Genomic DNA, 22,392 nt, shown 5'->3' on the forward strand with positions numbered 1-22,392 from the left:
TCAAACGTCGCCCATAACATATGGCTTTCAACAGGCAAACTAGCTCGTGAGCTAATATGCGTTAACTAAAGTATTAGGCTAAAAACCATTGTGTAATACCAATACCGACTGATTGTAATTCGCAATGTTGCAATAATCAAACAAAAGAATGTAACCAGAGTTTAAAAACAATACTAAAGTTTGCACTAATGAGCATAAAACAAAAAAGCCAACCGCTTTATAAACGGTTGGCTTTTTTCAGCTACATGATCTGGGTGGTGTTAACTTACGCTCGCTTTTTTACTTGCGAACGGGCGCTTAAATAGCGCGCCTATGTCGGTTAAAATAATATACAAACACGGCACCAAAATAAGGGTGATCAGTGTTGCAAACATAACCGCAAAGCCCAGAGCTACCGCCATAGGTATTACAAATTTGGCTTGTAAACTGGTCTCAAACATAATCGGCAATACCCCTGCAAAGGTCGTAATTGAGGTAAGTAATATGGGCCTAAAGCGTGCACAGCCTGCTTCAATAACCGCATCTTTTATACTGATACCAGCTCGACGCGCCTGATTAATAAAATCAGTCATCACTAAGGAGTCGTTAATAACCACCCCTGCAGCAGCAATTAAACCAAAGCCCGACATTAAGCTAATATCTAAACCAAACCAAAAATGACCCCATATTGCCCCCGTTAAACTAAATGGAATAACCGACATTACAATGAGAGGTTGTGAGTAACTTTTTAACGGCACGGCAAGTAATATATAAACTAAAATCATACCACCAGCAAAAAATAACAATTGCTCATTAGCTTGCGCTTGTTGCTCTTCAATTGCGCCACCTAGTTCTGACTTAACACTTGGGTATTCGTCCAACAGTTGTGGTAGTAAATTTTCTTTTACTTGCTTAACCACTTCGCCTGGCTCAATCACTTCCTCATCAATGTTGCCATACACATAAACAGTGCGATAACCGCCTTCACGACGAATATAACTAATACCAGGGGTTTCAGTTAGCTCAACCACATCTCCTAGCAATACTTCTTTGCCTTGGGGCGTAGTGATAACCGCGTGTTTAAGCGATGAAAACGCTTCGCGAGTAAGCTTAGGGTAACGTACCATCACCCGTACTTCTTCACCGCGACGAATAACACGTTGCGCCTCGCCACCATAAAAACTGGCACCGACTTGATTTGCAATTGAGGCCAAATCTAACCCTAAGTCAAAGGCGACTGGTTTTAAGCTCATTTGTACTTCTTTGCTAGCAGGGTCAATGGTAGAGCTTATATCAAATAAGCCTTCTTGCTGCTGCAATAATCCAATAAAGCGACGCCCTGCTTCATTCAATGTATCGATATCAGAGCCATACAGCAAGTAACCAAACTCACCGTTACCGCCGCCACCTCCACCGCCAACATCATCCTGAATAGTTAACGATTTAACGCCCGCAATATTAGGCATCGCTTCACGCCAGCGGCGCGAAAGCTCAAAGGCATTATAAGGGCGTAAATCTTCATCAACCAATGGCGCTAATAACTGCGCCTCTGTACGACCTTGGTTAAATACCAATACATCGCGAATCATCTTTTGCCCTTCTTCGCGCTCGGTTTGCTTATCTATTTCAAGCACCATGGCTTCGATTTGGCGAATAGCATTAATAGTTTGAATGTCTGATACGTTATCGTTCATCTCAACATTAATTTGCGGGAAGTCATGCGGCACTTTAGGCGATGGGATCATTCTCACCTGGTTTGACGATATTAACGCAAAGGTGAAAATTAGTAGCGCAATAAAACTAAACAGCACCGTCCAACGCCACTTTATACAATTAACAATAAACTGCCTATACGGCCCATTTACAAAGCCAAAAAAGCGCTTATTAAAGCGTGCTCGCCAACCGTCAGGGTTAATAGGAGAAAAGTGAGTATGCGCAATGTGCGCCGGTAATATCAGCTTAGATTCAATCAAGCTAAATATTAAACATAAAATCACCACCACTGAAATACCTATAAAAAAGGAACTTTCAGGGCCGCTTGAAAGCGTAAACGGCGCAAATACCGCAATGGTTGTTAGTACACCAAAGGTGGCAGGGGTTGCCACTCGTTTAGCGCCATTAACCACATTAACAACACCGCCGCCTTTTTTTTCTATTTCGGTGTAGGCACTTTCACCTATGACAATGGCATCGTCCACCACAATCCCCAGCACCATAATAAAGGCAAATAAAGACACAATATTAATTGTGATACCAAATAACGGCATCAGCATCATCGCACCTAAAAAGCACACTGGTAAACCAATCATTACCCACAGTGCGAGCTTAAAACGTAAAAATAACGAAAGCATAATAGCGACTAAAATTGCACCTTGCAGCAAATTAGCTTTCATCATGTCTAAGCGTGCATTTAGATAGTAAGTAAAGTCCATTAGCGGCTCTATACGTACACCCAATGGCAGTTCTTTATTTTTTTGATCAATATACGCTTTAACCGAATCGGCCACCGGAATAATGTTTTGATCTTCGGTGGCTTTTACCGATAAATAAACCGCGTTTTCGCCATTAAATTTAAAGTAACGCTCACCTTCAACGAACTGATCTTTGATTATAGCAATATCTTGTAGCAGCACTTTGGCACCATTGGCGCCAATTTTTACCGGAATTTGCCTAAACTCTTCACCAGAATAAAACTGATTTTCTACCCGAACCGAAATAACACCCGCATCAGTTTTTAATTGTCCGGCTGAAAAGTTAGCCGAATAACGACGTACCGCATTTGCTACATCCGATAAAGTTAAATTATATTGGCGCAGTGTGTCGGGCTCTATTTCTATGGCAATTTCATCCAGTGGCACATCGTTTACCACTAAAGATACATTCGATAACTGCAAGAGTTCATCTTCAACCTGATTTGCGATTGGCTTAAGCTCATTTAGCGGTAGGTCAGCCACGAGCGTCATACCAATTACATCTTGGCGAAACTCTATTTGGCTAATGGTAACCGGCTCCATTCCTGCAGGAAAAGTCGCGATACCATCTACTCGCAGTTTTACCTTATCGAGAACGTCGGTAAGCTCTGCGTCAGTATTAATTTCAAGGCTGGCAGAACCCCCATTACGAAAAGCGCGATATACCCCTTTTTTTATCTCTGTTATATCTTTTAGCGACTCTTCAATTTTTATTAAGATACTTTCTTCAATTTCTTGTGGCGACGCCCCCGGGTAGTTTGCATTTACAGTAATATAGTTAACTTCTATATTAGGGAACATTTGTCGCTGAATGGTAAAGTAGCTTATAAGCCCCATTACAATAATAAAAAACATCATTAAATTGGCAGCAACAGAGTTGTTAGCAAAATAAGCAATTAACCCTGTTTGTTTGGTTGTATTGGGCTGTTCTGTGTTATTCATAACTCACCCTACCTTAAAGTTTTTCAGTGGATGCATTTTCTGCTGCATCTGTATTTTTAGTCTCTGTTAAACCGGCTATTTTTACTGCCATGCCTTTTTGAGGGTATTCCGGTAAGGTGGTAACGAGCTTATCGTTGGCCTGTAAGCCATCGCTAATATAAAAATATTCGCCTTCTTCACGAATCACTTTTACTTTACGCGGCTCTAACTGTTGCTCATCATTAACTATCCACACGGTTTGGTTATTTACTAACTCTTGCGGTAAACGATAAATATTATTGAGCATAGTGCCGGCAAAGTTTACTTGTACATAAGTGCCAAATTTAATTGCAGGCTGCTGATTAGTCAGTCCGTAAGGATCTTCAATTCTTACCACTAAACTGCTCATGCGAGTCGCGTTATCAACAATCCCTAAATCGCGGTCTATTACTGCTTGGCGAGTAAACCCATTGAATCCTGTTTTAATAACGGTTGCCGTTACCCCTTTAACGCGCTCAGGTAAAAACACACTGTCAAAACCTGCAATCGGAATAATCACTTCAGCGGTTTCAATATTATTCAGCTCGGCAACTTGAGCGCCCATACTAACAAACTGGCCAACCCCCACATTCCGACTAACAACTAATGCATCGTAAGGTGCGGTGATTTCACAATTGTCTAAATCGCGTTGGGCTCTTTTTAATGCTGCTTGCGCCGACTTAACTGATGCTTGCGCACTCAGCACTTGTGGTTTGCGTAAAAATAAATCTGTACGTGCTTTATTTGGGAAACGTTTTGCTTCGTCTTCTGCGACTTTGGCTTGCGCTTGCTCTTCAATTAACATCGCTTGAGCGCGGGCAAGTTCAGCTTCAGCTTGCAATACCGCAGCCTCGTAGTTATCTTTTTCAATAGTAAATAAGGTTTCGCCGCGACCCACAACACCACCCGCCACAAAGCTTGGATGCCAGCTGACTACTTCACCTGACACTTGCGCTGAAAGTTGGGTATTTTCTAGTGGCTGCACTTCACCATAACTATTAATGATAACTTGATGATCGTTAGCGGAAACGGCTTCAACTTGCACCGTTGGTCGAGTGTCTATGACTTCTTTTTTGTCTGACTCTTTTGCAATCGCATTAATTGCAACAAAACCAGCAACACCTAATGCCAGTGCTACAAATGGAAAAGCCCATCTAAGTACATTACCTTGCATCTGTTTATTTCTCCCAAATTACTATTAGCACTATGATACCAAAGCTTAATGAAACATTAACGTGACATTTGTAAGCAACTGTTACAAAAAGGTATAAATAAGGTCTTCTTCAGCAAATAAAAGGTAAGTCAAAAGCACTGTTAAGCCGCTTTATAAATGTATTGTTACAATCTTTTACCATTATAAATCATAAAGCTAATCACTTTAGGTTAGTATTTATTAATCATACTGTGCGAAAAAGCATGACACACCGTACAGTAAAATTACATTAACAACTAAAAAAGACTAAACGATGAAATTAACCACACTTACCTTGGCGCTGAGTATAGCGCTTAGTGGCAGCTATGCTGTTGCAGCAGAAAAAAAAGAAGAAAAGAAACCACAAACATTAACTGAAATGATTAAAGGGCAAATCGAATTTGCGGGTATTTTTAATCTTTACCAAGATGAAAAAACCGGCGATCACTTAATGGTGATAAACGAATCACAGCTCGATACGCCCTTTGTGTACTTTGCGCATACCATTGATGGTGTAACTGATGCGGGTCATTTTCGTGGGTCGTATCGTGAAACAAAGCTGATTGAATTTAGAAAATACTTTGATCGTATTGATATTATTAGTAAAACCCCTCGCTACTTATTTAACGAAAATAGCGCACTTGCCAAAGCCAGTGAAGCTAATATCAGCGAAGCCGTGCTTGCAAGTATAAAAATAGAAAAACAAGAAGAAGGTAAAATAGCCTTTAATGTAAATAAGCTTTTTTTAAGTGAAGCGCTACATAAAGTATCTCCTACGCCTAACCCGAACGATAAAAATGCTAAAAAGCGTTTTAAAGTAGGTAAATTAGACGATAAAAAATCACGCATCATCAAACAGCGCCCATACCCTAACAACCTAGATGTGGTTGTTGATTATGTTTTTACCAATAGCAGCCCAACCGTTCGAGGTTCAGGTGCTGTAAGCGACCCCCGAAGTGTGTCGGTAAAAGTACAACATTCATTTGTGGCTTTACCAGAAAACAATTACCAACCTCGCTTTGATGATGCACGTATTGGTTATTTCACCAATCAGTTTGATAAAATGACGTCAACCGACTGGGCGCCATACCAAGATGTCATTAAGCGCTGGGATTTACAAAAGAAAGATCCAAACGCTGCACTTTCAGAACCAGTAAAACCGATTACCTGGTGGATAGAAAACACCACACCGGTTGAATGGCGTGACACCGTGCGTGATGCCGTACTTGCTTGGAACACCTCATTTGAAAAAGCAGGCTTTAAAAATGCACTTGAAGTGAAAATACAACCTGACGATGCCGATTGGGATGCCGGCGATATTAACTATAACGTACTACGCTGGACTTCATCACCCAAACCACCGTTTGGTGGGTATGGGCCAGCATTAGCGAACCCGTTAACCGGTGAAATTTTAGGCTCAGACATTATGCTTGAGTTTGTATTTATGAAAAACCGCTGGATATACGACACACTGTATACTCAAGGCACGATGAGCCATACACAGCCAACCAACTATTCAGAACTCAATTGCTCTTTAGGTCATGAATTACAGCAAAGCCTAATAATGGCCAAGGGCTTAGCAAATGGCGCTGATATTGAAGATACCCAAATGTTACGCCAAGGCTTAACTCAGCTGGTTTTACATGAAGTAGGGCATACTCTAGGTCTTAATCACAACATGAAGTCTTCTATTTTGTGGGATGAGAAAGAAGTTCACGACAAAAGTAAAACCCAAGGCATAGTTACCGGCTCGGTAATGGACTATGCGCCAGCAAATATAGCGCCAACGGGTGTGACTCAAGGCGATATTTTCCAAACTAAACCAGGTCCATACGATGATTGGGCAATAAATTACGGCTACAGCGCAGCGCTTAAAGATGAAGCTGCAGAGCAAGCTCGCCTTGATAAAATACTCGCTCGCTCAAGCGAACATGCGCTTTCCTTTGGTAACGATGCCGACGACATGCGTGCCCCTGGCCGCCACATAGACCCTCGCGTGATGATAGGTGACTTGTCGTCTAACCCTGCAGCTTACGGCGCAGATAGAATGGCACTGATCAATACACTCTTTGCAGAACTTAAAGACAAAGCTACAGTAAAAGGTGAGTCTTACCAACAGCTTGTTACTTCAGCTAACAGCCTATTTGGCCAGTATCGTGCACAAGCAGGCGTGGTATCTCGTCAAATTGGTGGCGTGTATGTAGAGCGTGCCGTCGTGGGCGATGAAAATGCAGCAAAGCCTTTTACACCGGTACCACTTGAGCGTCAAACCCAAGCAATGGCTATTTTAGCTGAGTATGTGTTTGCTCCAAATGTACTGCAAAGCATGCAGCCATTGTATAACTTTATGCAGCAGCAGCGTCGTGGGTTTAATCATTACGGTAAAAACGAAGACCCTAAACCGCATAAAATGATTTTAGGTATGCAAAAGAGTGTACTAGCGCAACTACTACATCCTGCTGTGTTACTGCGTATTTCAGATACTGCTTTATATGGTAATGAATACAGCCTTACGCAATTTATGGAGGATTTAACTGCAAGTATCTTTGTTGATAGTAAAACCGCTAATTCAGTCAGTCATAATTTACAGATTGAATATGTTAATCAGTTAATTGCGATTGCAGGCCTAGAAAAAGCAAGTAAATACGATAACTTAGCGAAAACAGCCGCGCTATATCAGCTAACTCAAATAGCCGATAAAAAGGTTGCATGGGGCGCTGATACCGCAACCAAAGCACATAAAAAATATATCGACCGCTTAATTAGCAAAGCGCTAGAAGCATAAATAACACTGAGTAAACCAAGGCCACGTCATACGTGGCCTTTTTTACACTAACTCAAAGGTAAATAGTGCCTTTAAGGTACCTTACGGCATGACCCGTTAATGTCACTGTTGTATTGCCCACTTCACAGTGTAGCTTCCCACCTCGTTGTGAGGCTTGATAAGCACTGAGAGAATTTTTTCCAAACTGCCCTGCCCAATAAGGGGCAAGCCCAGTATGAATTGAGCCGGTTACAAAGTCTTCATCACCCCCACTGGCAGGCCAAAAATAACGAGAAATAAAGTCATACTCAACACTCGGTGCTGTTGCAACCACATCTAATGGGGCTAATTTTTTTAGTTGTTCATTGGTTGTTTTCAGATCTACAACCTGCTGCTCATTATCATAAATAGCAAAATAAGCTTGGCGGTTTTTCAGCACTTTAACAGGTTGTATAGACAGGCCAGCTAATAGAGCATCAGGGATGAGCTGAACCTCTTCAGGGGCTTGTTTAGGAAAGGTCATAGCAAAGCTGCCATCGTTATTTTTATTAACAATCAGTTTGCCCACCGCCTCTGCGCTAAAGCACACCTGCGATATACTATGTTGCTCACAAAGCACATAGGCCGCCGCTAAAGTAGCATGGCCGCAAAAATCAATCTCCATTAATGGCGAAAACCAACGTATCGAAAAGCTTCCATCTGCCGACTGACAAGTAAAAGCGGTTTCAGACACATTGTTTTCCGAAGCTATATTCAGCATAAGATCATCACTAAGCCAAGACTCCAATGGGATCACGGCAGCATAATTACCTTTAAACAGTTCACTGCTGAACGCATCGATTTGATGGATAGTTAATTTCATAGTGGGCACTTTTTATTTATTGGTCACTCAAAGTGCCACAAATGAAATTAACGGTCACTATAATTTTATGCCAACACAGGACGTACGCGATAATACTGCATACACGCAAATTGCAGCGCATTAGTTAGCAATATCATAATAAACATTAATATATGCGAAGTACTTTGCACTGGCATGGCTAGCTCTGCAAACAAACCACAGATACCTGCTATAAATTGCAAACTAAAATAGCGCGCACTCAGGTTACTAATATTCCCTGTTCGCAGTGTTTTATAGGTTTGTGGCATAACCCGAACCGAACTCATAATTAAGCCCACATAAGTTAAGCCGTTTAGCACAGAGGCAGTATCTAGGTTAGGGTTTAACAGCAACAAAAAAGGTAATAACGAAAAGCTAAGCATGCCAAGTAACTGCAGCTTCTGACGTTTAGCGGCATTATAACGGGCAAAAAAGTATAAAATTAAACCACTCAACAATCCTGTCGCAAAAAACGGCAAGGCAATATAAAAGCGAGCAAAATAAAGATTGTAGCTAATAAAGTACACACTTTGCGCTAAACCAAATGTCATCATTAGCAGTGATACACCCGATACACTGCGGTTTTTAATAATTTTATTAAGTAGCGGTAAAAAACTAAAAACCAAAATAAACACTGACAAAATAGGCAAATAATACGCCAAAGCAAACCTCGCTCGTTACATTGTTGTTAATAAAAAGGAAGAAATAAAACATTTTTTAAACATCTGTTTTTAAAGGCTTTATTTGTGTGCGCGCATTGTAGGGCTGGCTAGGTTTTATACAAGCTTAACGCTTACTTTAGTTTTTAGTGATGGCAACTTGAGTATACAAAAACCGTTACTAAAACTTCACAGCACGCCACTTCAACTAATTGCAATACAAATGATAACTGTTATCATGCGCATACGTGTAATTTAATATACAAGCTAAAATAATGAGAAAAACACTGTTTAAAATTCATAGTTGGTTGGCGCTAATTGCCATTATTCCGTTAATTGTTATTAGCATTACTGGCAGTGTTTTAGTGTTTAAAAGTGAAATAGACGGCTTACTGATGCCTGACAAACACTTTGTGGTACAGCAGCAAGCTGCTCGCTTACCTATGGACTCATTAATAGATAAAGCCGAAGCAGCCTTTCCTGAGTATGTAGTAGGAAGCTGGGAGCTTTTTAATAACACCACCGCCGACCGGCTTTATTTGGTTAAGCTTGGCACTGACGATTGGTATAAGTTGCATTTAGACCAATACACAGGAGAAGTTTTATCAGAACCCGTAAGCACAACTCATTATTTTACCGACTGGTTTTTAGAGCTCCATTACACCTTTTTACTTAACGACTTAAAAAGTTTACCAGGGCAAACAGGCACCGTATTAGGGTTCTTTTTTGCTTTATTTTTATTAACTTTAGGTATTACTGGCTTAATTATTTACCGCAAATTTTGGCAGCGACTATTTAGCGTACGCTGGCGCGCAACGTTACAAATAGTACTCAGTGACATTCATAAGATGACCGGTGTTTTAGGCTCACCTATCCTTATCGTTTTAGCGATTACAGGTGGTTATTTTAATGGTGCAGTGTGGTATCACGAAGTAATAGAACACGCAGAAGAAGAGCACCACACTATTACAAATAAATTATATAGTGACGACATCTCTTTTGAGCGGATTCTTAATGATAGCAAGCTGCAAATACCCACTTTTAATACAACTTTTTTAGTTTTTCCACGAGAGCCCGATGAAAATATCACTCTTTATGGCGAAGTAAATACCAGTAACCCACTTACCAGTGAATATGCCAATACCATAACCTATAATAAGCAAACAGGTGAACACATCGCTAACTGGGATATTCGAGAAGCTGGTGCTGGTTGGCAAGTAATAGACAGTTTTAGAAAACTACACTTTGGTTATTTTGCTGGGCTTATCAGTAAAATACTATGGTGTATTGTTGGCCTTAGCCCTGTATGGCTCGCTGGTACAGGCTTTTATTTATGGCTCACACGCCGTAAACGTAAAAAGCAATCACACAAAAATCGCTTAACTCAACGACGAAGCGCGAATGCTTGATAAAACAATCACTCCCTTGTAAAGTGAAACCAACGAGGGAGTGAGTTAATGAATATGTTCAAGGTAATAATAAGTTTAACTTTTTTATTTGTTGTGGGGTGCAGCAGCAAAATCAATACGCAAACTCAGCGCGTACAATTAAGTTCATTAATTAATCACACATTATTTGTACAACAAACCACACCTTCTGAAAAGGTTATATTTGAACTTCCCGAGGCAGAAAAAGCACGCTTTTTAGCCTTCGTAACAAAACAACAAACAGCTAATATTCGTAGTGACCGTATTATTTATAACTACCTTGAAAATCAGCTCTCTAATTTTAAGTATCATGGCGATACGCTTACATCATCTCAACCTTGCACAAGGTAACTGTATCAGCCTTGCTGTTCTTACCCAAAGTTATGCACAAACATTAGGGCTTAAAACCAGCTTTCAAGAAATGACTAGCGAGCCAGTTTACGCACAGGAAGATAACTTGGTTTATGTAGCAAACCATTTTAGAACTAAAGTTTATGCCCCAGAAGAGGAACTGCCTGAAAAAGAAGAAAATGTGATCACTTTTTTTCGCCCAGGAACCTTAATAGACTACTTCCCAACCAGAGGTAGTGTGTATTCTGATAGTGCTAATTATAATGATTTAATCTCTAAATTTTATAGTAACTTAGCTGCTGACGCGCTTTTAGATAAGCAGCTTGATCAAGCGTACTCTCTTATTTTACAAGCAAATAAATACACCCCTTATGATCCTGAGCTATTTAATATGGCTGGAATTTTACATCGACGAGCTGGCGATTTAAAAAGTGCACAGCTTATTTACCAAACTGCTTTAGATAATAAGCTGATAAATATAAATTTACTTAGTAATTATCAAGTTTTAGCCAAACAAATTGGTGATCAGCAACTTGTTGAACAATTAGCAAGCCGACTTGCTGAAGTAGAAAAAGATCCTTATGAACTTTTAGTTATTGCAAAAAATGACCTAGAAACAGGACGAATTAATACCGCTACAGAGCATATTGAACAAGCCATAACAAAAGCGCCGTATATTGCAGAACTTTATTTAGAGCTTGCTAAAATTCGCTATCAACAAGGAAAAAATCACCAAACACAAAAATTACTTGAGAAAGCGATAGAGCTCGAAAAAGACAAGCAAAAGTTAAATGTATATCAAGCTAAGTTACTGTCCTTAAAAGCGAGTAAGTAACTTAGCTAAATAGGCTTTTACAATGAATAGTAAAAGCTTAACCACGCGCGCATTTCATCTTCAAAGCTGTCACCTTCTACTCGCGACAACCCCATATCAAAGGTTAAGTCATTAACGCCCGCAGGCCCCATCCCGAAGCTAAAGTCACCTTGGTATTTTAAGCCGTAACTTTGTGCATAAACGTTGCTGTCTAATTGATGTTGCTTGTAATAAAGCCAAGGCATCCCCTCTTTAAAGCTAACGCCACCACCATACCCTTGGTAGCGCTCAGTGGTTGCACTATAAAAAGGCAGTTCAGCAGCAAGCACAAATTCACTACTTTGCTGCTGATTAATTAAATTAGAACTAAAGCCGCCTAATGTCAGGCTACTGTCATCTCTTTGCTTTTGCTCAAAGTTAACAAAAAGTGGTATATCAAACGCTTTACCAAATATTTTTGCTGCCAAGTCATAACCTTGCCAATGACTACTGTGATTCTGCCCATCATAAATGCTGGCATAAATACTCTGCCCAATAGCAAATGCTTGGCGGTCATGTTGCCAGCTTTGAGCAATACTCAACCGTGTCCAATTTTTATGGCTATTTTTATAATCTGTATAGTTATAGGCCAATTCTGGGGTTAAATGTAACTGGCCAAATTTCAATGGGTGGCTTACTGCAGCATAACCACCTCGGGCTTCAATATCAGCGTTTAAGCTAGGTTGATATTGATGTGATGTATCCAAATTATAATCAAATAGCGCAAGCTTAAACTTTGTATTTAACGCATTGTATTTTGCTTGTATAAAGCCGCCATGTAATGCACCGTCATGCAAATCAATGTTATAACCCGCTTGTAAATCAAGTTGTTTTAATAGGTCGCTACTTTTTATACCTACACTTAGCAAACTGGTTGACGCTGAATAATACTGAGATCCCAAGGCAAACGTCGCTTGCTGATCAAGTACTGCGTAATCGCTTTGTTCTGCTATCTCATCGGTATATATTTTTGCCGGTGGCAGAGTATGCTTATTTACCATCAACAATGGAGCTTCACTGTTTACAGCGAAATCAGTCACGGCTGTGCGGTTTTTTGTTGTTAGCGTTTTTACATCAGGGCCATCGGCATTAATGGAGAAGTAAAGTAGTGAGCCATCTTCAGCCTCAATCGGGTATGCGAGCGCTTCTTGCCCGTTAGTTAAGCGGGTGAGGGTGTTATTTTTTATATGATAATTATAAATATCAGTTTTATTATTTAGGCCAGCAACAAAATAGATAGATTCCCCATCTTGACTGAAACTCGGCTGACTTAAATACTGATACCCGTTAGGCATTGGGATTGACCGCCTGGCATCACCGTTTAAGCCTTGTATATACAACTGCCAATTTTCGTTTAATGATGCTGATAAGTAAGCTAATTTTGTTTCATCGGGGTTCAGTGTCGGGTAATCATAACTTGTTTTTAAGCTCTTAGTAAAAAATGGCGTGATTGTTTGTGTATTAAGATCGACTTTTACTAATTCAGAATACCCAGCTCTTATTTGCTCACCGTAAAGTGTTTCACCATCACGGGTAACACTAAAACGGCGAATACCGGCCAGCTCTGTAAGTTGCTCTATGTTGCCAGTGTCGGTGTTGTAGCTAAAAATGTCAGACACTTTGTTATAAGTTCCCGATCCTTCACTACTGTAGGCATTAAAATAAAGTGTGTTGTTATTTACCCATTGCGGGTTAGCAATACCTGCGCGATTAATTTGATTTAGTACTTGTTTTTGTTCGCGCTTAAACACGATTGGCGGGGTATCAGGAACATCTTGCTTATCGTTCTCTAGGAGCTCCTTTTGCACCTTAGTAAACTTATCTCGTGCTTTGGTGTTGTCTTCTGTACTGTAAATTATTAGTTTTGTTTTACTCTTTTCATCACGTTCAACTATCGCAATTTTGCTGCCATCATTTGAAAGGACAGGATTGCTAGCGTATAAATCTAGCTTTAACCAAAGCTTGCTATTAAGTGATGACTCGGTTTGCTCTTGTTGCATTGCTTTATAAGTGTATTCAGCAATAAATCGACGATATAGCTTGGCAGCGCTTTGCCCAAATACACCAGAAAATGCGGCTTCAAAATCTCGTGATTTCACTGCTCGCATACGAACCCATACATTATCGAGTAGCTGCTCTGAGTAATTTTGCTCTAGCCAATATAAAAAACGACTTCCCATTAAATATGCCATAGAGCCCGCCATAAAGCCCTCATCGCTATTTAGTTGCCCATAGATGGGAAGCGCTCCCTGCTGAGCAAACTCTCTAAGTATTGCCTCAGCATAGTTATCAAATAAGCGCCCTCGACCTGTCATTTTTGATTCGATTAAAGTGGCGTACCCTTCGGCTACCCAGCGCGGTGTATCACCATAGGTTAAATCGTATATATCCCATACACCGCGAATCTTTTGCTGCCAGTCGTTACGGGTTGGCTGCGCTAAATGGACTAAATGAATGTATTCGTGCAGCACCAACAATTGCTGCCAACCCGATGAATTTGATATCACGGTATCCGACTGTGGTGGCGTAGTAAAAAGCGCCATAACAGGATTATTAGAGGTTGGTAAGGCAAAGCCATTTGCTGCATTTAGAGGGTCAAACACCACCACATCGACGATTTTATCAAGCGCCCGATTTTGTTGCTCAAGCACTTTAGTGCGAACAATTTCCAGCTCCACAGCAGTCGATTTAGCAAAATCAGTATGCTCACTACTAAAGTGCACATTAAAATGCTCGGTATGAATAGTTTGCCAATCAGCAGCAAAGCTAGGTGCAGCCAATAATAAGGCTGATGCAATGAGTGACTTTTTCACAATAATCCCTTAAATATTACATTTGATAATGTTTAGAGTATTATCAAATGGAAAAAACGGGCAGTAAAAAAGTGTAATAAAGCATGTGCAAATGTGTATTTACACCCGCTTTATTATTTAATCTGAGTTTTGAACAAAGGAAGTTACATCCAACTGCGAGGGTCTGACTCAGCCTGCATAAGTGTAAAATCTATAATGAAGTCAGCATCTTGCTGTTTTAAATATGGGACGTACGCACCGCCTGCAGCAAGTTGTATATACAGGCTTTTTAAGCCAGAACGACGCATAAAAAAGGTGCTCACACTGCGAGCGCTTTGTGCTTTGTACAGCTCAAATACCCGGTAATGCACACCAATCATACCTTTGCGTACCACCAAATAAAAACGCCCATCTTGTTGATGAAGGTAATATCCATAACGTTTATAAGATAAAAACACTAACGCGGCTAATACCAAGAATAATGCTAATGCAATTAATATATTAAGTTGCATAAAGCTAATAAAAAAACCAGAAGCAACGCTCGGTAGCAAAGCATAAAACACCGTGTTTTTATATAACAACGCCCTTTCTACCGCATTGAATGCCAGCTTTTTACTGTCAAACCACGGATAAATCCACTGACACACATTATCAACTTGCTCCTGCGTGAGCACAGGCAGCACTAAGGTTTGTTTATTCTTTTTCGCCATGCTTGCAGCACCGCCGCTACTGGCTTGCAAACACTCCACAGTAAAGCGTTTTAATAGCCTAGCAACTAGGTTTTGCTTAATAACGATTGACTGTACTTTGTCTAAACTAATTGATAGTTGATGACGCTCTAACAGCCCTGCAATACGTTTGAATTTATTATTTTTGAAGTAAAGCTGATAGTTATAAAAACGAATGAGCGACATAGTCACCGATAAAAACACCGCAATAAATACCAATACAAAAATCAAAGTAATTACTGCAAATACCGCTGCATTAGCCATCATACCTAGCTCTTGCTGATAAAAACCCTCTATTCTTGTTATGAACTGCTGCTCTAAAAAGTCGATGGCCACATTCATAAAAGGAGCAATTGCCGCAAGTGCTAAAATGGCCATATTCGACATTAAACCAAATTTAGCAATTTCTTTATTGGTGATAACTAAACTATTTTCGCTCTGCTCTTCAATATGAGATTGCGCTGTATCAGCGAGCTCTACTGATGGTTGCTGCTGCGCTTTATAGTCAAACACTCGTTTACGCATTTGTTGCGCGTAATCTTTAGTTACCCCTGGCAAAACAGCTTCTTGAGCAACACTGCCTGCCGCATCAAAAATACAATTAACTAACCCTATGGGGGTGAAGTAAAATGGCTCCGCTATATTTACGTTTTGCACTCGAGAAAATTTTAAGGTAAGTCGCTCTTTTTTAAATACGCCTTTATTAAGTAAAATTTCATGCTCGTCAGTAATACAAAAACGAAAACTACGGTAATACAAAAAACAATAGGCAAGCAATGAAGTCAAAGCAACCGCGAGCCCAACTTGCCCCCAAAATAGTTTATTTTCTACTTGGGTAACAAATACCACCAACACGGGCAGTAAATTAAATAAGCCGTCTTTTATGAAGCGCACACTAAAATGCATCACAAAATAAGCCAGCGCCCAGGGCGACACTTTTTGCCAGTTAAGTGAAGGTGACGTTATTTGCGCAGCATCAACACTCACTGGCAGCTACCTCGCTTGCGGTTTCATCGTGGCGATAGCTTTGTACAAACTGACGAATATTTTTGCATTTTTCGTGAGTCAGGCCGCTAATTTGTAAATCGGCACTCATCCCCCCTGCGCTATAAAGTCTTAAACTGGCTAAACCAAGCCTTCGCTCTATGGGCCCACGGTGTATTTCAATATGCTGCACACGCGCTAACGGTAAAATTGTCACCTGCTGCCAAATAATGCCTTTTTTAAAAGCAATATCGTGGGTACGCAACGCGCTGCCCTGTAATTTTATGCTGAACACGCTATATAACATACACAGTAAAATTAATAGCGGAACAGCAACCAATAAGTAACCTTGCGCCATAGCAGCAAAGTCTGTATTAAAATAGCAAACAGCCGCTAGTACTAAGCAAAAAGGAATGAAAAATAACAACCAATTCAATTGTGCATGCAACAATGCTTTGTCCGCAAGCGGCTCAAACACTATGCTTTTATGTTGCGGTAGGTCGGTTATTTGTTGATTAGTAAACACACTTTGCTCCATTACGCGTATGGTAGGCTTAGCCAAGCCACTTAATTGTTGTTACTAGGGTATGACTTTGTTTTGGTTCAAGCGTAACCGCATCTTCAAGTACATTCGCAGCCTCTAGGCATAACATGCTTTTATAATCATCATCGGCAAAATTTGATAGCCTCTTTGATTTTTCAATCCATGGATTCCATAACACGCACGAGCGCGAGTTTTCTCTGCTAACGCTGATCATCCCTTGAGGAGTTTCAATGGTTTGCACAGCCGCGGCTTGGGTATAAACCATATCGGTTTCACGGGTAAAACCAACCACATCACTTTGCTGATAAGGCCCTTGGCCAAATTCTATGTATTGCGCCCCTTGCAGCCCTGTTACGCGAGTATTATTAATATCATCAGTTGGAAAGTAAGAATGCAGCGCCTGTGTATAACTAAATGAGGTGTTACCTAAATTACAGGTGGTTAAACGCACCTCTAACTGCTCAGATAAAATAAACTCAACCCTTAAAGAAGATTGATGAGGCCAAAAGGTAGAATCTATCTGCTTCATTGGTAATTTAAGACTAACAGTAATCTCGTTCTCGGTTTCATGCACTTCATCGGCTTGCCATACGTGCGTGCGCGCAAAACCATGTGCTGGAAAGTCTTTATTTTCATGTTGACCAAACCAAGGCCAGCAAATAGGAATACCGCCACGAATGCCCTTCCCCTCGCTAAAGGTTTCATCCCCAGACACCCACAATAGTGGCAATTTACCTTTGGGTGTAAACTCAGTTATTTGCCCTCCTTGTAAAAATATCTTCGCCTTACATTGGCGACTATTAATACTAATAAATTCCAAACCGCTATGTGTACGCTCAATACATACTGAGGGTGATAATTGCATTTTATTTCCTTTAACACTGAGACTAATTTTTTAGTACTTAACCTGAGTTCAGGTTACTGTACACAAACAATAATGCATGCTTAAAGCATAAGCTACATAGAATAGTTATTTAAATTGAATTAGTTACTATATTTTTATGCCACATCAACGGCTCAATTACGACTAAAGTTTTAAACCTGTGGCTTGCGTATCGCTTTTAACTTACGTAAGGTGCGCAACCTTAGCAAACAGAGTGTTATTAACTTTTAATAAAATAAAGATAATAAATACCATTTTAATTACTGCTCAAATTAATAAGAACCATTAAAAACTAATAATAGCGGCGTTAAATGATATATATCATTTGAATTCAATTTATTTGATGTGTAACATTTCGTGATTACGGCAACTGATTCGCCTTTCATGAGACAAACAAATGCAAAAATATGACGAGTTACTAGTTTCTTTACGCAAGGTGATCCGTGCGATTGACTTACATTCAAAACAACTTAATAAAACAGCGGGTTTAACTGGACCACAACTGCTTATTATGCAAGAAGTGTCTCAAACTGATGGTATTACCGCCAGTCGTATTGCGCAAAACGTCAATTTAAGTCCGGCAACGGTCACAAATATTCTTGACCGAATAGAAAGCAAGAATTTGGTAACACGCGTTCGTAGTCAAATGGACAAACGCCGGGTCAGCTTATACCTTACTGAACAAGGTAAAGAATTACTCGAAAAAGCGCCTCAGCCCTTGCAAGAACACTTTATCGAAAAATTTTCAGCGCTTGCTGAATGGGAACAGAGCCTACTGCTTTCATCAATGCAACGTATTGCCGCAATGATGGATGCAGATAAGCTAGATGCCTCTCCTCTTTTAGAAGTAGGCGCACTGTTTCAAACTTCTAAAGAATAAAACGCAGTATAAAAACAATAAACTAAATTAGTCTGCCATTTTCTCCTTTTTCCACACTAAGAGGCGCATCGTTGCGCCTTTAATTTTTTAATCACAATCAAAACGGCTATTATGACTAAACTCTCAAAACTAACACCGCATTAATTTTAAGTGGTGTTGCTAGCAATTCTTATGCATCAAACCTTCAACCTCTCCAAAGCCAATTAACGCAGTTAAAGCAACAAGTAGATAAACTTGAAAGCAAACTCGCTGAAAAAAAGTCTCAGCAAGTAGAACAAGTTAGTAAACAGTTGCAAGCTACTTCTAAAGACACTGCACAGCAAGATAAGCAATCACCTGGAATAAAGGTAGGAGGTGCTATTCGCGCTAACTACGGTATAAACTCTTACGATGAAGACAATGAAGATCGCGGTGGTGACTTTGATTTTGATATTTTCCGGTTAAATGTCTCTGGCGAAATTAATGATATTTCAGTCAATGGTGAAATACGCTTTTACGATTATATGACTGTCGTAAAGTACGCTTACTTAGGGTACGAATTTATTGATGGCTGGGAAGCTCAGGCAGGCATAACAGCCGTGCCGTTTGGTAACGGTCCTTATAATTCTCACAGCTACTTTTTTAGCACTAACTACTATGTTGGCCTAGAAGATGATTTTGATTTAGGTGTGGTTGCTAAGCGCAAACTTAAAGACAACTGGACACTTGATTTAGGCTTTTTCAAAAATGATGAACTGGGTGGAGTTGATGGCTCAGCATCAGACAAAAATCATCGTTACTCTTATGATATTGTTGGTAGTCGTCCTGCAAACGAAGGCACCTATGCCGAGCCTGCAAAGCAACTTGGTGAATACAACACCTTTGCTGGTCGCGCTACTTATCAGCTTGAGCATAGTAAAAATATCACCACTGACATCGGGGTATCGTTACTCAGTGGTGGACTTCACGACGGTGAAGACCGCGCTGGTAATTACAGTGCTTGGGCTGTTCACTTAAACAGCAACATTAATAACTGGAATATTCAATTACAACACGGTGAATATAACTACGACTTAGACGATGGTAATAACCGCTTTGCGGTGGGTGCTTTTGACTATTATGATAGTGTATCGAGCCAAGCCACAATGACCAACTTTAATATTGCCTATGACTACGCACTAGAATGGGGCCCAGTTACCAACCTGCAGTTTTATAACGACTATGGGATCATCTACAACAAGTCAGATAATAGCGCCAATACTTGGATGAATGTAACCGGTATGAGCATTACTGCTGGCGGATTCTTTAGTTATGTTGATTTCGTACAAGCCCGCAATCAACCCTTTATTGGCGGTACCATTATTGGTGATGGCGATACCGAGCGCCGTTTTAATATTAATTTAGGCTATTACTTTTAATAGGTAGTGCAATCAGGAAATTCTTTTCCTTTGCTAACCCTAAATGGCTTAGTTGATAACATGCAACTAAGCCATTTTCTCTTCATTTTACCTTTTAATTAGCTTACCCTTTTACCGTTTAATTAATTAAAAAAGAGCTAAAGTGAGCATAAAAAACGTTTTTATTTATTATAAAAATTTCGGCTTTAAATTGCTGGGGCTACTGTGTGTATTACTGGGCATTATTGGTGTTGCCCTACCTGTTATGCCAACCACGCCGTTTTTAATTTTAGCCTTAGCCTGTTTTGCTCGCTCATCCGCGGCGCTTGAGTCTTGGCTATTAAACCACCCTCGCTTTGGCACAACATTACAACATTGGCGCGCCCATCAAGTGGTTCCTGTAAAGGCAAAGTATGCTGCAGGTATAGGTATGCTAATAGGCTTTATATTTTTATTATACAACAGCCCTCCAGCTTGGATTATTGCCCTAGTGGCTGTTGTTGAAGTGCTGGTTATGGCTTACTTAATTTCTAAGCCCTCAGCTCCTCCTAAAAAATAAAGTGTAAAGTTTGGTAAATAAATTTGTAACAGCTAATGCAAATCATTATCATCCGTATAAATTAAATAACCCAGCTCCTTTTATGCCCTTTGTTAATAAACGCACTTTATATAGTACAAGTCGTACTCTACATATCTATATTTCCACCGCTTTGTTTTTTTTACTTATTCTATTTTGTGTAAGCGGTATAGTGCTAAACCATGTTGACTGGTTAAAAAACGATAAAAACAATGGCCAAATTACGGTCCAAATCCCCCAAGATCTGCTTACTCAAGCAAATACACAATTAAATAGCCTGCCTGCTATTTACCCCCAAATTGAAGCTTACTTAGCCAAACACTATGGGCTTAATAAAGTAAAAAGCATTGAATGGGAAAAGCAAGATTCACTGGTTATGCTCGACTACCCATTACCAGCAGGCTATGCCTATGCAGAGTTTGATTTTATCAGTGGCGAATTGTTACTCGATTATCAAACTGGTGGTTTTTTAAGTGTTATCAGTGATTTGCACAAAGGTCGTCATTCAGGAGAAGTATGGAGCTGGGTTATTGATATATCAGCGGTGCTGATGATTCTATTTGCCATCACCGGCATGATTATTTTATTTCAAAACAGAAAAAAACGCTTAGCAGGAATATGGATAACCGTATTAGGAATCGCAACACCATTGGTTATTTATTTATGCTGGGTTCCACAAATTAAAGGAGTATTTTAATGTTCAAGTTTAAATCTTTAATTAGCACCGTATTGTTGTTAATTGCCGTGTGTTTTCACACTTCGGTGGCAGCGCAATCGCCCCAATTAGAAATCGAATTAACTCTACCTGAGTTAGATGTGCAGCCCTATCATCGCCCTTATGTTGCAGTTTGGCTCGAAACACCAGAGCGAAAACATGTCACAACTTTAGCGCTTTGGGTACAAAAAGCGGAATGGTTTAAAGACCTACGCCAATGGTGGCGTAAAGCAGGTAAAAGTGATGCAAACTTCGATGGGGTTAGTAGCGCAACCAAACGCGCAGGCACTTATACCATTAATTGGGACGGAAACGATCTTAATGGCAAATCAGTTATCGCAGGAAAATACCTGTTAAATGTTGAAGTTGTTCGTGAAGAAGGCGGGCGTGATTACAGCCGTATTGAGCTTGATTTAACCCAATCAGGAAAAATAACCATTGATGGCAAAAACGAATTTTCAACCAGCTTTGTCACTGTATCCGCTAGGTAGTCCCTACTTATCATTCAAATTTAAAGGAAAAATAATGAACGTTAATTTATTAAAAACAGCACTCATTGGCGCACTGAGTTTATCAGCGCTGGTATCAACAGCTGCAAGTGCACATGGCCGCTGGTTACTACCTTCGCATACCTCGCTATCAGGGGATAAAGCCCATTATGTAATGATTGATGCGAGTATTTCTAACGAAATTTTTGCACCTGATAAAGCATTTCGTCCAAGCACAAAAGGCGCTGAATACGACGATACTCTGCTTATGGCACTTGCCCCAAATGGCGAGCAAGTTACCGATACCATTCGTGCCTATTACCTACAACGCAAAAGCTCTGCTGCAGTAAAACTTCAGCAACAAGGCACCTATCATATTGCGATGACGCAAAAACCTATGTACATGACATTCTACAAAAATACAGCAGGCGAGCGAAGCCGTGTATTCGCCAAAAAAGCAGATGCCAATCTACCTAAAGACGCCAGCGACATCACTACAATTAAAACCATCTCTACTGTTGATACCTTTGTTAGTCATAATGGTACCTCTAAACCAGCACAATTAGGTCAAGGCTTAGAGCTTAGCGGCCCAACGCATCCAAACGATTTATTTGTTGGCGAGCAAGCGCGCTTTCAGCTAATAAGCGATGGAAAGCCGGTTGGCGAAGGCATTGAAGTAAGCATTTTAAAAGGCGATACACGCTACCGTAACGAACGTGGCGAAATAAAAGTAACGACCGACAAAAACGGCATGTTTAGCACAACGTGGAAAGAGCCAGGCCTATACCTAATCGAAACCTCTCAAAAAGTGATAGTAAACGAAAAAGGTGTAGACGCCAGCCGCTATGTATTATTTACCACCCTTGAAGTAGCACCTGAATAACTTTTT

General features: G+C 40.2%; 15 protein-coding genes and 2 pseudogenes. 9 read left to right on the forward strand and 8 right to left on the reverse strand.

Features of this window, described 5'->3' with window-relative positions; genetic code table 11:
- Positions 1–260: 260 nt before the first annotated feature.
- Complete coding sequence (locus tag ND6B_RS09040) at positions 261–3,392, reverse strand: efflux RND transporter permease subunit (RefSeq protein WP_013466226.1); 3,132 nt, start codon at positions 3,390–3,392, stop codon at positions 261–263.
- 13 nt (positions 3,393–3,405) lie between these two features.
- Positions 3,406–4,584: an efflux RND transporter periplasmic adaptor subunit gene (locus tag ND6B_RS09035; RefSeq protein WP_028834707.1), complete on the reverse strand. Its 1,179-nt coding sequence runs from the start codon at positions 4,582–4,584 to the stop codon at positions 3,406–3,408.
- 292 nt (positions 4,585–4,876) lie between these two features.
- Between ND6B_RS09035 and ND6B_RS09030 the strand changes: the two genes are divergently transcribed.
- The gene (locus ND6B_RS09030) at positions 4,877–7,387 is read left to right on the forward strand and encodes a zinc-dependent metalloprotease (RefSeq protein ID WP_033103561.1); all 2,511 of its coding nucleotides are present in this window, start codon (positions 4,877–4,879) and stop codon (positions 7,385–7,387) included.
- A gap of 52 nt (positions 7,388–7,439) precedes the next feature.
- On the opposite strand, the gene ND6B_RS09025 is transcribed toward ND6B_RS09030, so the two are convergent.
- Together ND6B_RS09025 and ND6B_RS09020 are read right to left on the reverse strand one after the other, a co-directional pair.
- Complete coding sequence (locus ND6B_RS09025) at positions 7,440–8,228, reverse strand: PhzF family phenazine biosynthesis protein (protein WP_033103562.1); 789 nt, start codon at positions 8,226–8,228, stop codon at positions 7,440–7,442.
- A gap of 65 nt (positions 8,229–8,293) precedes the next feature.
- Positions 8,294–8,908 carry a PQ-loop domain-containing transporter gene (locus tag ND6B_RS09020; protein ID WP_016899022.1) on the reverse strand — a complete coding sequence of 205 codons (615 nt, stop codon included), beginning with the start codon at positions 8,906–8,908 and terminating at the stop codon, positions 8,294–8,296.
- 272 nt (positions 8,909–9,180) lie between these two features.
- Between ND6B_RS09020 and ND6B_RS09015 the strand changes: the two genes are divergently transcribed.
- Both ND6B_RS09015 and ND6B_RS19625 read left to right on the forward strand, forming a co-directional pair.
- Positions 9,181–10,314 carry a PepSY-associated TM helix domain-containing protein gene (locus ND6B_RS09015; protein WP_033103563.1) on the forward strand — a complete coding sequence of 378 codons (1,134 nt, stop codon included), beginning with the start codon at positions 9,181–9,183 and terminating at the stop codon, positions 10,312–10,314.
- A 48-nt stretch (positions 10,315–10,362) separates the two neighbouring features.
- Positions 10,363–11,518, forward strand: a pseudogene (locus tag ND6B_RS19625) (tetratricopeptide repeat protein).
- Positions 11,519–11,535: 17 nt separating this feature from the next.
- Here ND6B_RS19625 and ND6B_RS09010 read toward each other — a convergent pair.
- The 4 genes from ND6B_RS09010 to ND6B_RS08995 all read right to left on the reverse strand — a co-directional run bounded on the left by ND6B_RS09010 (position 11,536) and on the right by ND6B_RS08995 (position 17,449).
- Entirely contained in the window at positions 11,536–14,349 is a 2,814-nt protein-coding gene (locus ND6B_RS09010) for a TolB family protein (protein ID WP_033103564.1), read from the reverse strand.
- Positions 14,350–14,492: 143 nt separating this feature from the next.
- Complete coding sequence (locus ND6B_RS09005) at positions 14,493–16,043, reverse strand: PH domain-containing protein (RefSeq protein ID WP_033103565.1); 1,551 nt, start codon at positions 16,041–16,043, stop codon at positions 14,493–14,495.
- Complete coding sequence (locus ND6B_RS09000; protein WP_033103566.1) at positions 16,033–16,578, reverse strand: PH domain-containing protein; 546 nt, start codon at positions 16,576–16,578, stop codon at positions 16,033–16,035. The genes ND6B_RS09005 and ND6B_RS09000 overlap by 11 nt, the downstream gene beginning before the upstream one ends.
- 16 nt (positions 16,579–16,594) lie before the next feature.
- Positions 16,595–17,449: a D-hexose-6-phosphate mutarotase gene (locus tag ND6B_RS08995; RefSeq protein ID WP_033103567.1), complete on the reverse strand. Its 855-nt coding sequence runs from the start codon at positions 17,447–17,449 to the stop codon at positions 16,595–16,597.
- 415 nt (positions 17,450–17,864) lie between these two features.
- On the opposite strand from ND6B_RS08995, the gene ND6B_RS08990 reads away from it, so the two are divergent.
- From ND6B_RS08990 to ND6B_RS08965, 6 genes and pseudogenes are all read left to right on the forward strand, one after another.
- A complete protein-coding gene (locus tag ND6B_RS08990) occupies positions 17,865–18,347 on the forward strand; it encodes a MarR family winged helix-turn-helix transcriptional regulator (RefSeq protein ID WP_016899014.1) in 483 nt (160 codons plus the stop codon).
- A gap of 111 nt (positions 18,348–18,458) precedes the next feature.
- Positions 18,459–19,744, forward strand: a pseudogene (locus ND6B_RS19630) (carbohydrate porin).
- Positions 19,745–19,886: 142 nt separating this feature from the next.
- Complete coding sequence (locus tag ND6B_RS08980; RefSeq protein ID WP_033103568.1) at positions 19,887–20,282, forward strand: YbaN family protein; 396 nt, start codon at positions 19,887–19,889, stop codon at positions 20,280–20,282.
- A gap of 82 nt (positions 20,283–20,364) precedes the next feature.
- On the forward strand, positions 20,365–20,997 hold the full coding sequence (locus tag ND6B_RS08975; RefSeq protein ID WP_013466239.1) for a PepSY-associated TM helix domain-containing protein: 633 nt from the start codon (positions 20,365–20,367) through the stop codon (positions 20,995–20,997).
- Positions 20,997–21,506 carry a DUF2271 domain-containing protein gene (locus ND6B_RS08970; RefSeq protein WP_016899010.1) on the forward strand — a complete coding sequence of 170 codons (510 nt, stop codon included), beginning with the start codon at positions 20,997–20,999 and terminating at the stop codon, positions 21,504–21,506. The genes ND6B_RS08975 and ND6B_RS08970 overlap by 1 nt, the downstream gene beginning before the upstream one ends.
- 34 nt (positions 21,507–21,540) lie before the next feature.
- The gene (locus ND6B_RS08965; protein ID WP_033103569.1) at positions 21,541–22,386 is read left to right on the forward strand and encodes a DUF4198 domain-containing protein; all 846 of its coding nucleotides are present in this window, start codon (positions 21,541–21,543) and stop codon (positions 22,384–22,386) included.
- Positions 22,387–22,392: the final 6 nt, after the last annotated feature.

Source organism: Pseudoalteromonas sp. ND6B, assembly GCF_000764215.1.
Lineage (GTDB): Bacteria > Pseudomonadota > Gammaproteobacteria > Enterobacterales > Alteromonadaceae > Pseudoalteromonas > Pseudoalteromonas tetraodonis.

What these genes read in the sequence shown, in the direction of transcription:
- ND6B_RS09015 (WP_033103563.1), top strand. Translation starts at nt 9,181, where the DNA reads ATGAGAAAAACACTGTTTAAAATTCATAGTTGGTTGGCGCTAATTGCC.
- ND6B_RS09030 (WP_033103561.1), top strand. Translation starts at nt 4,877, where the DNA reads ATGAAATTAACCACACTTACCTTGGCGCTGAGTATAGCGCTTAGTGGC.
- ND6B_RS09025 (WP_033103562.1), bottom strand. Translation starts at nt 8,228, where the DNA reads ATGAAATTAACTATCCATCAAATCGATGCGTTCAGCAGTGAACTGTTT.
- ND6B_RS08990 (WP_016899014.1), top strand. Translation starts at nt 17,865, where the DNA reads ATGCAAAAATATGACGAGTTACTAGTTTCTTTACGCAAGGTGATCCGT.
- ND6B_RS08965 (WP_033103569.1), top strand. Translation starts at nt 21,541, where the DNA reads ATGAACGTTAATTTATTAAAAACAGCACTCATTGGCGCACTGAGTTTA.
- ND6B_RS08970 (WP_016899010.1), top strand. Translation starts at nt 20,997, where the DNA reads ATGTTCAAGTTTAAATCTTTAATTAGCACCGTATTGTTGTTAATTGCC.
- ND6B_RS09040 (WP_013466226.1), bottom strand. Translation starts at nt 3,392, where the DNA reads ATGAATAACACAGAACAGCCCAATACAACCAAACAAACAGGGTTAATT.
- ND6B_RS08975 (WP_013466239.1), top strand. Translation starts at nt 20,365, where the DNA reads ATGCCCTTTGTTAATAAACGCACTTTATATAGTACAAGTCGTACTCTA.
- ND6B_RS08995 (WP_033103567.1), bottom strand. Translation starts at nt 17,449, where the DNA reads ATGCAATTATCACCCTCAGTATGTATTGAGCGTACACATAGCGGTTTG.
- ND6B_RS09000 (WP_033103566.1), bottom strand. Translation starts at nt 16,578, where the DNA reads ATGGAGCAAAGTGTGTTTACTAATCAACAAATAACCGACCTACCGCAA.
- ND6B_RS09035 (WP_028834707.1), bottom strand. Translation starts at nt 4,584, where the DNA reads ATGCAAGGTAATGTACTTAGATGGGCTTTTCCATTTGTAGCACTGGCA.